General features: G+C 63.2%; 5 protein-coding genes and 1 riboswitch. Of the genes, 1 reads left to right on the top strand and 4 read right to left on the bottom strand.

What is annotated here, in order from left to right; genetic code table 11:
• Positions 1 to 35: 35 nt before the first annotated feature.
• Positions 36 to 1,481 carry a cytochrome P450 gene (locus tag DMC64_RS30370; protein WP_199755166.1) on the bottom strand — a complete coding sequence of 482 codons (1,446 nt, stop codon included), beginning with the start codon at positions 1,479 to 1,481 and terminating at the stop codon, positions 36 to 38.
• 138 nt (positions 1,482 to 1,619) lie between these two features.
• Positions 1,620 to 3,893: a 5-methyltetrahydropteroyltriglutamate--homocysteine S-methyltransferase gene (gene metE / locus DMC64_RS30365; protein ID WP_125736331.1), complete on the bottom strand. Its 2,274-nt coding sequence runs from the start codon at positions 3,891 to 3,893 to the stop codon at positions 1,620 to 1,622.
• A gap of 98 nt (positions 3,894 to 3,991) precedes the next feature.
• A riboswitch (cobalamin riboswitch) is annotated at positions 3,992 to 4,206 on the bottom strand.
• A gap of 728 nt (positions 4,207 to 4,934) precedes the next feature.
• Here metE and DMC64_RS30360 point away from each other — a divergent pair.
• Complete coding sequence (locus DMC64_RS30360; RefSeq protein WP_125736330.1) at positions 4,935 to 7,565, top strand: hypothetical protein; 2,631 nt, start codon at positions 4,935 to 4,937, stop codon at positions 7,563 to 7,565.
• Between the two features lie 183 nt (positions 7,566 to 7,748).
• Here the strand turns inward: DMC64_RS30360 and DMC64_RS30355 are convergent, their stop codons facing one another.
• Positions 7,749 to 8,825: a ribonucleotide-diphosphate reductase subunit beta gene (locus DMC64_RS30355; RefSeq protein ID WP_037344090.1), complete on the bottom strand. Its 1,077-nt coding sequence runs from the start codon at positions 8,823 to 8,825 to the stop codon at positions 7,749 to 7,751.
• A gap of 76 nt (positions 8,826 to 8,901) precedes the next feature.
• Positions 8,902 to 11,922 carry a ribonucleoside-diphosphate reductase subunit alpha gene (locus tag DMC64_RS30350; protein WP_125736329.1) on the bottom strand — a complete coding sequence of 1,007 codons (3,021 nt, stop codon included), beginning with the start codon at positions 11,920 to 11,922 and terminating at the stop codon, positions 8,902 to 8,904.
• Positions 11,923 to 12,016 lie beyond the last annotated feature (94 nt).

Raw genomic sequence — 12,016 nt, 5'->3', positions numbered from 1 at the left:
GAAGTTACCAAGAGTGCTCGATCGTGGACATGGGTTCACCGAGGCGTCAGGTGGATCGGCAGGCCGTCCGCCGGCACGGGCAGCGACACGTAATCCCAGCGCGCGGTGTAGCCCTCCGGGACCGACCAGCGATACGCCCGCAGCATCTCGTGCAGCAGCGCCTTCACCTCGAACGTCCCGAAATGCAGGCCGATGCATTTGTGCGCCCCGCCGCCGAACGGCATCCACGCGTAGCGATGCGACTTGTCCTCGCGGCGGTCCTCGCCGAAGCGGTCCGGGTCGAACCGCATCGGATCCGTCCAGTGCTCCGGGGAGAAATGGTTGACGGTCGGGGAAATCCCGACGAGTGTCCCTTCGGGAATGAAATGCCCGAGAACCTCGGTGTCCTTCACGGTCTTCCTGGTCAGGGAAGGAACCGGGGCCACCAGGCGCAGGGCTTCCTTGATCACCAGGTCCAGTGTCGTCAGGGTCTCCAGCGCTTCGATGTCCGGCATGTCGTCGCCGAGCGCGAGCGACTCCCGGCGCGCGCGTTCCTGCCACTCCGGGTGCTTGGCGAGGTGGTAGACGGCGGCGGCGCTGGTGATCGTCGACGTGTCGTGCGCGGCCATCATCAGGAAGATCATGTGGTTGACGACGTCGGCGTCGGTGAAGCGGTCGCCGTCCTCGGTGGTGGCGTGGCACAACGCGGTGAAGAGGTCGTCGCCGTCGCTCGCCCGTTTCGCGGGCAGGTTCGCCGAGAAGTAGCGTTCGAGGACCTTGCGGCCGTGCAGGCCCGCCGCCCAGCGGCCGCCGGGGACGGGGAACCGCACGATGGCCGTGCCCGCGCGCACGGAATTCACGAACGCGCGGTTGATCGCGGCCGCGTCGTCGCCGGAACTCATCCCCATGAACACGCGGGTCGCGACGTCGAGCGTGAGTTGCTTGAGGGACCAGTAGATCCGCGGGTTCGGCCGGTCGGCCCACGCGGCGATGCCGTCGCGCAGGGCCGGGCCCATCTGGTCGACGTAACCGGTGAGCCGTTGCCGGGTGAAGGCCGCCTGCATGATCCGGCGGTGCAGATGGTGCTCGCCGAAGTCGAGCAGCATCAGGCCGCGGTCGAAGAACTGCTCGATGAAGAACTTCCAGCCCTCCTGGGAGAAGGCCTTGTCCTTGTTCACCAACGCGATCTGGGTGGCCTCCGGGCCGGTGAGCGCGACGATGCGGCGGCCGAACGCGCCCATCCACGACACCGGTCCGTAGGTCTCGTAGCGTTTGAGGCCGAACTCGATGCCGAAGCGCATGAAGTCCAGCGCGTGCCCGATCACCGGCGGCCCCTCGTCGCCGAGGACGGGTTTGAGGCCCGGCGGGGCGGGCGCGAGTTCGCGGACCGGCCAGGTCGCGCCGAGCCAGCGCTGGTCGACCGAACGCGGCAGGGGGATCGAGGTGAGCGGCGGAACCCGCTCGCGCAGCGCCCCGGTGACCTTTTCGACGGCGTTCGCCATGGTGACCATCTCCCCGCTGAGACCGGTTACCACTCCACCATCGCACCCTTATTGACGCGTTGACAATACCTCGATGGAAGTTCCGTGAAGGCCCCCTTTACTACCCTGAGGGTAGGGAAGGAGGCCTTCACGGACCGGTCAGGCCAGTTCGGAGCGGACCGTGCGGGCGGCCGCGACCAGGTTCCGCAAGGCCGGTTCGACCTCGGCGTAGCCGCGGGTCTTCAGGCCGCAGTCCGGGTTGACCCAGATCCGCTCGGCGGGCACGGCGCCGACGGCGGTCCGCAGCAGGCCACTGACCTCGTCCACGCCGGGGACGCGCGGCGAGTGGATGTCGTAGACACCCGGCCCGACGCCGCGGCCGAAGCCCGCCGCGCCGAGATCGGTGACGACCTCCATCTTCGACCTCGCGGCCTCGATGCTGGTGACGTCGGCGTCGAGCGCGTCGATCGCCTTGACCACCTCACCGAATTCCGAATAGCACATATGGGTGTGGATCTGGGTGGCGTCGTCGATCCCGGAAGTCGCCAGCCGGAACGACGAAACCGCCCACGCGAAGTACGCCTCGTGCGCCGCCGCGCGCAGGGGGAGCAGCTCCCGCAACGCCGGCTCGTCCACCTGGATGACGCGGATGCCCGCCTCCTGCAGGTCGTGCACCTCGTCGCGGATGGCCAGCGCCACCTGACGGGCGGTCTCGCCCAGCGGCTGATCGTCGCGGACGAACGACCACGCCAGGATCGTCACCGGTCCGGTCAGCATGCCCTTGACGGGTTTGCCGGTCAGGCCCTGCGCGTAGCGCGCCCACTCGACGGTCATCGGCTCCGGACGCGAGACGTCGCCGTACAGGATCGGCGGCCGGACGCAGCGCGAACCGTAGGACTGCACCCAGCCGAAGTCGGTGGCCGCGAAGCCGGCCAGCCGCTCGGCGAAGTACTGCACCATGTCGTTGCGCTCGGGCTCGCCGTGCACCAGCACATCGAGGCCGAGATCCTCCTGCAGCCGGACGACACGCTCGATTTCGGCCTTCATCGCGGCTTCGTAGCCCGCGTCGTCCAGCGAACCCGCCTTGTGCGCCGCCCGCGCCTTGCGGACGTCGGTGGTCTGCGGGAACGAGCCGATCGTCGTACTCGGCAACGGCGGCAGTTTCAACGCGGCCTGCTGAGCCGCCGCGCGCCGGGCATAGGGGGAGCGGACGGTGTCCTCCGGCCGCAGCGCCTCCAGCCGGGCACGGACCCCGCTGTCGGCCAGGTCGGCCGCCGTCGCGCGATCCGTGGCCGCGGCGCGGGCGGCGGAGAGGTCGACACCCTCTTCCTTCAACGCTCGCCCGAGCAGGACGACTTCGTCGACCTTCTGCCTGGCGAAAGCGAGCCAGCCCTGCAGCCGCGGGTGAAGCCCGTCCTCCCGTTCGACGTCGTAGGGCACGTGCAGCAGCGAACAGGACGTCGACACGCTGACCGACTTCGCGGTGCCCAGCAACGTCGCCGCCCGGCTGAGCGCGCGGGTCGGATCCGTGCGCCAGACGTTACGCCCGTCCACGACACCGGCCAGGACCTCCTTGTCCCGCAAGGCGGGTTCCGAGGCGACGGCGTCCACAAAGGACTCATCGGAGACGAGATCGACGGCGATGGCGTCGATCGGGGAGCGGGCGAGTACGCCGAGTCCGCGGCCGAGCCCGCCGAAGTACCCGGCGACCAGGATCTTCGGCCGCGCGGTCTCCTTCGCGAGCCGGTGGTAGGCGCGGATGAGCGCGTTGAGTTCCCGTTCGCTGCGATCCGCGGCGAAGGCGGGCTCGTCGAACTGGACCCACTCGACGCCTTCGTCGTGCAGCCGGCGCAGTAGTTCGACGTAGCCGTCGAGAAGGTTGTCGAGCAGCTCCAGCGGACGGAAGCCCTCAGGAGCCGTCTCGGCCGGCTTCGCGAGCAGCAGGAACGTCACCGGGCCCACCAGTACCGGCCGGGTCTCGACGCCGATCGCGCGGGCTTCGCGGTACTCGTCCAGCGGTTTGGTGCCGGTGAGCGAGAACGTCGTGTCCGGGCCGAGTTCGGGGACGATGTAGTGGTAGTTCGTGTCGAACCACTTCGTCATCTCCATCGCCGGCGCGTCCTGCACCCCGCGCGCGGCGGCGAAGTAGGTGTCGAGAGGCGAGAGGCCGAGCGTGGTGAAGCGCTCCGGCAGCGCTCCGAACAGCTCGGTGGTGTCGAGCACCTGGTCGTAATGGGAGAACGTGTTGGAGGGGACGGAATCCAGCCCCGCGTCCTTGAGCTCCCGCCAGGCGCGGGTGCGCAGCGCGCGGCCGGTGCCGAGCAGTTCGGCTTCGTCGGTCTTTCGCGCCCAGTAGCGTTCGAGTGAACGCTTGAGTTCCCGGTCCGGTCCGATCCGGGGGTAGCCCAGCACTGTCGTGCCGATTTCGGTCACAGCTCTCTCCTCGCGAGCTTGTCGTCGGAGCCCGGAGCGCGCAGGAGTGACCGCCGTTCGGTCGTGCCCATCCCACGAGGCCCGGACTCACGCACGCCGTCGGCGCGCGTACCACGGGCAGGTCTTCGGACTCGTGGGCGACTCGCTCGCTCCTACCGGCCGTCGCTTCCCGGGGCGCCATGTCCCAGTGCTTTACCGTGTCTCGCACGGTGACGGCTTTCGTTCCCACATACCGCTGCGGGGCAGTCCCGGATTCGCACCGGGTTCCCTGTTACCTCGACCGGCCTGGGAGGCCGGTCGAACCAGTAGCACTCCGGAGCGTACCGAGGCGCGCTAGTGGCCCGCTGGACATGTGACGAACCGGACGCAACGCGTGACCAGAGGGTGAACTCGCGTGATCAGGTGGCGAGCTCGCGTGCCAGATCATATCGATCGGCGGCAAGGGGCGTGTCGTTCATTGCCACGGCCTCCTCCTCCGCTGCGGGCTGATCGAGTTGCTGCGCGTCGGTGCAGCGTCAGCCCTAACCCGGGCTCGACTCCCTGAGGCATATCGACAATGCCAGCTCGGCTGGGCTGTCCTCATCGAGTTCGTCGACCGGTGCGATCGCGCTCGGGCAGCGTCACTGCCCCTTTTTGATGGAGGACGCGATCTGGTTATCGCCGCAGGCACGGGATCGCAATGTTACCGGATTCGGCCAGGTGAAGAGGAATCGGTAAGTCGCCCTGCCGCAGCGGATATCGTAGTCTTGGCACGAAATTTAGCAGGGTGCCATAGTCGGTTTGTGTCATTTGAGTCAAATTCGTAGAGTATTGCTCCATATGGGGCTGTATCACTTGGCGCCCATGGCGGGATCGTGGACGATGAACCGCAGGTTCGGCCGTCGGGAATGGTGGCCACAATACCGAGGCTGAAGAAAATTTGCTAACCACGGTTGCTGTAGGTTATTTCGGCGAATATCTGATCGTCCGAGATGATCGACCGAAACACAATTGTTGTCTCTCAATACTGAGATCTGTGCGGGCGGGGCTTAAGATACGCGAATGTCTATGGTGCTAATCGCGCGAATGCAGCAGCGGCTTGCGAGATCTCGTGAGGATAGCGACGACACCACGGTCTTCCTGGAGTTGATGTACCTCGGAGAACTAACGCTCAAGATTATGGTTGCTGGCATGCTGGCTGCAACCGAGGACGACCGCGATCGCCACCGCTATAGGTTGGAATATGGGTTGGTGCGAGCCAGTGGGCTGGGCGAATGGTGTGATGCACTTGATGATCTGTTAACGGGTCCAGCCTCGGCGAACGTCACGTCTGGTGCACTTCCTGAAAAGGTTGAACTAGCCAAAAATTATGAGCTGAAAGTGGAAGAGGGGTGGCAATCTGTTGCCGTAAATTCTATCCTTGAAGCGTGTAGAATCATAGATCCAGAATACTGGTCTGATCACCCCAATCGTGTTGCTGCAAGAATTTGGGCGCGCCACTTTACCTGGCTGCGGAATAAGACTAGAGGTCACGGCGCTACCACCATTGGCTCAAGTGCGCGCATGGTGGCCGCGCTGGAGCGGTCTATCTTGGCTATAATTGATAACTTTAAGCTCTTTCGGCGTGAATGGGCATATCTTCATCGGAACTTGTCAGGCAAGTACCGGGTTGTTCCAGTAACGGAACAAGCGACTTCGCTAGAGCGCCTCAAGCGCCAGAATGATTCTTCCTATGAAGACGGCATCTACATAGTTTATGGGGATCTTCCCTTCCTGGTCCCGTTGATATTCTCGGATGTGGAACTGAATGATTTCTTCCTGTGCAATGGCGGGTACACGGATGCGAAATTCGAAGCTCTCTCATATGTAACCGACACCAGGAAACATCTCGACGCTCAGCGCTATGTGAGCGCTCCAACGCAGTTGCCAATGAGTGAAACTCAGGGATTAGGCTCGTTGGAGATGCAGGGTGGAACTTTCGGTAACTTGCCTTCAAGGAAGCAAGATTATATTTCCAGACCTCAACTCGAGGAATCCTTGGAAAGGGTACTTCGCAACGATCGTCATGCGATAGTAACTCTCGTGGGCCGGGGTGGTACGGGAAAGACCTCGTTGGCTCTTGAGGTGCTTCATCGAATGGCAATTGCAAACGAAGAAACAGATAGATACTTAGCGATCCTGTGGTTCTCGGCGCGTGATGTCGATCTGACCTCATTGGGGCCGAAGCTTGTTAGGCCAAGGGTTGTAAGTATTGCTGACATTGCTGATCAGTATATCGACCTTGTCCAGCCTTCTGTGTCAATAGGAAAAGGGTCAAAAAAGGTCGAATTTCTGGCGGAGCAGCTTGGACGTACGGAAGGCCCCCTTCTATATGTCTTCGACAATTTCGAAACTGTTCGCGATCCGCAGGCTATGTATGAGTGGTTCGATACATATATTCGCCCGCCGAATAAGATTCTAATAACAACGAGACTTCGAGATTTCAAAGGCGACTATCCGGTTGAGGTCGGAGGTATGCGAAAGGAGGAGTTTGACCAACTGATTTCTGCCACGAGTATACAGCTGGAGATTAGTCAACTCTTAACGCCGCAGCGTTGCTCGCATTTGTTTGATCATTCAGACGGGCATCCTTATATTGCCAAGCTGCTGTTGAGTGATATTGCTAATCAACATAAATGGTCAGACGTCAACCAGTTGGTCGCAGGTAAAGATGACTTGCTGCAGGCCTTATTTGAACGTACGTACACGCAACTCAGTCCGTTAGCTAGGCGTATTTTCTTGACGCTCTGTGGATGGCGGTCAGCTGTTCCTAGGCTTGCTATTGAGGCGGCGTTATTGCGATCAGCTGAGGAGCCGCTTGATACTGGAAGAGCTGTTGATCAACTTGTTCGAAGTTCCATGGCCGATGCTTCAAGGTCGGACGATGGTGATGAATTTCTCGCGGTGCCACTTGCGGCATCACTGTTTGGTAGAAAAAAGCTGCAGGTGAGTCCGCTCGGTAGTTCAATTGAGGCGGACCTACAATTCCTTCACATGTTCGGTGCAACTCGTGGGGTCGATGTTAGTCGCGGCATTAAGCCGAAGTTGATTCGGATGTTTAAGTCGGTTGCAGTAAAGATACAAGCTGAGCCGGATGTAAATTTGCTAGATACCTACCTCCCTGTTCTAGAGCATATAGCTCGACGGTACGCGCCAGCTTGGCTGATGCTGGCCGATCTTTATGAGGAGCAGCAACAGGATCACGGCACTAAGCTTGCGATTGAATGTGTTCGCCATTATTTGGAAGAGCGTCCGGAAAGCTTGAATGCATGGAGTCGTCTTGCTTTGCTTTCCCGTAGGCAAGGTGACTTTTTGGGTGAGGCTCAAGCGCTTGTCAGTCGGAGTATGCAGCCTGGTGCTTCTTATGAATTAGCAACCGAGGCGGCCTGGCGAATCAGTGCTCTCAATAATGCAAAAGAGTTAGCTAAGGTTCCTGAGGATGAACTTGCTGTTCTCGTGCGAACTCTGTTGGGGCGGCTCGACTTATCGGAAGAATGCGCAACTGCTACAGATTACTCGCGTATGGCGTGGCTTGCCGTGATTGTTCATGACATGCCTCTTGCTGCGGATTATGTGCTAAAGGGGGCCGACCGTGATCCGAGCAACCCGCACATTCGAAAGCTGCAGAGCTGGCTTTCCCCTGATTTATTCTAAAGGTCGGTTTCCGCATTTGCGCGAGTGGAACACGGAATATGACCCCTACGGGGAGATTGTGTGAAAGTGAAGAATCGAGCCTTATTCGAGTATTTCGAATAAGGCTCGATTCTGACTTCTCTGTTCGAATGTGAGTTGGCTATTTGAGTCGTTTTGCTGCGGTAGCTACTTGCGGGTGTTTGATCAGTCCCAGTCGAGGGCGCCACCGGACTGGTACTCGATGACGCGGGTCTCGAAGAAGTTCTTCTCCTTCTTGAGGTCCATCGCCTCCGACATCCACGGGAACGGGTTCTCGGTCTCGCCGAAGATCGGCGCGAGGCCGATCTGCTGCGCCCGCCGGTCGGTGATGAAGTGCATGTACTGCTCGATCAACTCGGCCGAGAGGCCGAGCATGCCGCGCGGCATGGTGTCGCGGGCGTAGGCGACCTCGAGTTCGCACGCCTCGGTCAGCATCGTCCGGATCTCCGCCTGGAACTCCTCGGTCCACAGGTGCGGGTTCTCGATCTTGATCTGGTTGATGCAGTCGATGCCGAAGTTCAGGTGGATCGACTCGTCGCGCAGGATGTACTGGTACTGCTCGGCGATGCCGATCATCTTGTTCCGGCGGCCGAGCGAGAGGATCTGCGCGAAACCGGTGTAGAACCACATGCCCTCGAAGATCACGTAGAACGCGACGAGGTCACGCAGGAAGTTCTGGTCGGCTTCCGGGGTGCCGGTCTCGAAGTCCGGGTTCTCCAGGTTCTGCGTGTACTTCAGCGCCCACGCGTCCTTGTCCGAAATGGACGGGACCTCGCGGTACATGTTGAACAGCTCGCCCTCGACCAGGCCGAGGCTTTCGCAGATGTACTGGAAGGTGTGCGTGTGCACGGCCTCCTCGAACGCCTGGCGCAGCAGGTACTGGCGGCATTCGGGGTTGGTGATCTGCCGGTACACCGCGAGCACGATGTTGTTGGCCACCAGCGATTCCGCGGTGGCGAAGAAGCCGAGGTTGCGCTTGAGCATGGTGCGCTCGTCCTCGGTGAGGCCGTCGGGCGACTTCCACAGCGCGATGTCGGCCTGCATGGCGACCTCGGTCGGCATCCAGTGGTTATTGCAGCCGGCGAGGTACTTCTCCCACGCCCAGGTGTACTTCATCGGCAGCAGCTGGTTGACGTCGGCGCGGGCGTTGATCATCCGCTTGTCGTCGACGTTGATACGGGCGGCGCCGACTTCGATCTCACCGAGGCCCGTGGCGTCGGCGGAGGCGTCAAAGGTGGTCATGAAAGCTCACTTCACGAGTCGGGGGTCGTGAGTGGCGATTCGGGTCAGAACCCGAATCGCCACTCACGACGATGTCTTACTGGCAGGCTTCGCAGTCGGGGTCGTCGATCCGGCAGGCGGCGCCTTCGGTGGCGACGAAGTCGACGTCCGAGACCTTCGGCATCTCCTTCGGCTCCGGCTTGGCGGCGGGAACCGCGGCCGGGACCGAGGCCGCCGGGACCGAGGCCGCCGGGACCGCGGCGGCAGGCGACGGCGACACCGCGGCGGAAGCCGACGGCGCGGGCGAAGCGGCGGGAGCCGGGGCGGCGGCGGGCTTCGGCGAAGCGGGTGCGGCGGGGGCCGGGGTGGCCGAAACCGCGTTCAGCTTGCCGTCGGTGCCGCGCAGGGTGCTCTTCTCCACGTGCGTCGCGGACCGGGCCCGCAGGTAGTACGTGGTCTTGAGGCCCTTGTGCCAGGCGTAGCGGTACAGCTCGTCGAGCTTGCGGCCGCTGGGCGCCGCGATGTACAGGTTCAGCGACTGGGCCTGGTCGATCCACTTCTGGCGCCGCGAACCCGCGTCCACCAGCCACTTGGACTCGATCTCGAACGCGGTCGCGTACAGCGCCTTCAGGTCGTCCGGCACGCGGTCGATCTGGCCGAGGCTGCCGTCGAAGTACTTCAGGTCCGACACCATGACCTCGTCCCACAGCCCGCGCTCCTTGAGCGAGCGGACCAGGTGCGGGTTCACCACGGTGAAGTCGCCGGACATGTTCGACTTGACGAACAGGTTCTGGAACAGCGGCTCGATCGACTGCCCGACGCCGCAGATGTTGGAGATCGTCGCGGTCGGCGCGATCGCCATCACGTTGGAGTTGCGCATGCCGACGGTCTTGACCCGCTCACGCAGCGGCGCCCAGTCCAAAGTGGACGAGGTGTCGACGTCGAGCGCGTCGCCCTGACGCGCGTCGATCAAGAGCTGCATCGAGTCGATCGGCAGGATTCCCTTGCTCCACAAGGAACCCTCGAACGTCTGGTACTGGCCGCGCTCCTCCGCGAGGTCGGTCGACGCCGAGATCGCGTAGTAGCTGATGTGCTCCATGCTCGTGTCCGCGAACTGCACGGCCTCGTCCGAGGACAGCGGGACACCGATCTCGAACAGCGCGTCCTGGAAGCCCATCAGGCCGAGGCCGATCGGGCGGTGACGCAGGTTGGAGCGGCGCGCCTCCGGGATCGTGTAGAAGTTGATGTCGATCACGTTGTCGAGCATGCGGACCGCGGTGCGCACGGTCTTCTCGAGGCGCTTGGTGTCCAGGCCCTCGGGGGTGACGTGCTTGAGCAGGTTCACCGAGCCGAGGTTGCAGACCGCGACCTCGTCGGTGGTGGTGTTCAGGGTGATCTCGGTGCACAGGTTGGACGAGTGCACGACACCCACGTGCTGCTGCGGCGAACGCAGGTTGCACGGGTCCTTGAAGGTGATCCACGGGTGGCCGGTCTCGAACAGCATGGTCAGCATGCGGCGCCACAGGTCGACCGCGCGGACCTTGCGGAACACCTTCAGCTCACCGCGTTCGGCGGCGGCCTCGTACTCGCGGTAGCGCTCGGCGAACGCGTTGCCGTAGAGGTCGTGCAGGTCCGGGGTCTCGTTCGGCGAGAACAGCGTCCACTGCGCGTCCGCCTCGACCCGGCGCAGGAACTCGTCCGGCACCCAGTTCGCGGTGTTCATGTCGTGCGTACGACGACGGTCGTCACCGGTGTTCTTGCGCAGGTCGAGGAATTCCTCGATGTCCACGTGCCAGGTCTCGAGGTACGCGCAGGCCGCGCCCTTGCGCTTGCCGCCCTGGTTCACCGCGACCGCGGTGTCGTTGGCGATCTTGAGGAACGGCACGACACCCTGCGACTGGCCGTTGGTGCCCTTGATGTGCGCGCCGAGGCCGCGGACCGGGGTCCAGTCGTTGCCGAGACCGCCCGAGTACTTCGCCAGCAGCGCGTTGTTCTTGTACGCCTGGAAGATCGAGTCCAGGTCGTCGTCGACCGTGGTCAGGAAGCAGGACGACAGCTGCGGGCGCGTGGTGCCCGAGTTGAACAGCGTCGGGGTGGACGCCATGAAGTGGAACGTCGAGAGCAGCTCGTAGAACTCGATGGCACGAGCCTCACGGTCGTCCTCGCGGATCGCCAGGCCCATCGCGACGCGCATGAAGAACGCCTGCGGCAGCTCGAATCGAACCCCGTCGTGGTGCTGGAAGTACCGGTCGTACAGCGTCTGCAGGCCGAGGAAGCCGAAGTCGAGGTCGCGCTCGGCGTGGATGGCCGCGGTGATCTTGTCCAGGTCGAAGGCCTGCAGCTCGGGGTTGACCAGCTCCAGCTCGACGGCGCGCCTGAGGTAGTCCCGGAAGTACTGCGGGTACCGGGTGGCCATCTCGTCCTGGCTGGCCTGCTGCGGCACGCCCGCGAGGTAGCTGAGCGCCTCGCCGCGGAGCTTGTCCGCGAGCAGCCGGGCGCTGACGTAGGAGTAGTTCGGCTCCTGCTCGACGAGCACGCGCGCGGCCATGATCTGCGCGAGGGCGAGCTCGTCGGCGCTGATGCCGTCGTAGAGGTTGCGCTTGGCCTCGGCCAGCACCGGCTCCGCGGAGACGTCCTCGAGACCGGCGACGGCCTCGCCGACGACGTGCGAGACGCGGGCCCAGTCGAGCGGGCGAAGCGAGCCGTCGGCCGCCTTGACGCTGATGGCGACGTCGGACGACGCGGGCTTCTCGGCCTCACGGGCCTTCGCGCGCTCCTCGCGGTACAGGACGTACGCGCGGGCGACCTTGTGGTGCTCGCCGCGCATGAGCGCGAGCTCGACGATGTCCTGGATCTGCTCGATGTGCAGCGCGGTCTCGGGACCGGCGTGGCGGAGCAGGGTGGTCTCGATCTGCTCGGTCAGTTCCTTGACCAGGTGGTGGATCCGCGACGAAGCGGCCGCGTCACCGCCCTCGACGGCGAGGAAGGCCTTGGTCACGGCGACCGAGATCTTGTTCGCGTCGAAGGGGGACACGCTGCCGTCCCGCCGGATGACTCGCACGGTCGCGGGCGTGGTGTCCGAGGACGAGGGCGGCCGCTGACCGGTTTCCACTGACATGCATGTCTCCAAAAGGGCGCGTTGAAGCACCACAAGGCCTCACAAGGCCGTGCGCTGCACGTTCACAAAGCTGTCCGACCACCGCTCCCGAGCG

It is taken from the genome of Amycolatopsis sp. WAC 04197 (assembly GCF_003947475.1).
In the GTDB taxonomy this organism is placed as follows: Bacteria; Actinomycetota; Actinomycetes; order Mycobacteriales; family Pseudonocardiaceae; genus Amycolatopsis; species Amycolatopsis japonica.
The sequence above is the reverse complement of the archived record's forward strand: the minus strand, read 5'-3'. Positions and strand labels throughout refer to the sequence as shown.

Coding starts and splice junctions, on each gene's coding strand:
- DMC64_RS30370 (WP_199755166.1), bottom strand. CDS start 1,481: ATGGCGAACGCCGTCGAAAAGGTCACCGGGGCGCTGCGCGAGCGGGTT.
- DMC64_RS30350 (WP_125736329.1), bottom strand. CDS start 11,922: ATGTCAGTGGAAACCGGTCAGCGGCCGCCCTCGTCCTCGGACACCACG.
- DMC64_RS30355 (WP_037344090.1), bottom strand. CDS start 8,825: ATGACCACCTTTGACGCCTCCGCCGACGCCACGGGCCTCGGTGAGATC.
- DMC64_RS30360 (WP_125736330.1), top strand. CDS start 4,935: ATGTCTATGGTGCTAATCGCGCGAATGCAGCAGCGGCTTGCGAGATCT.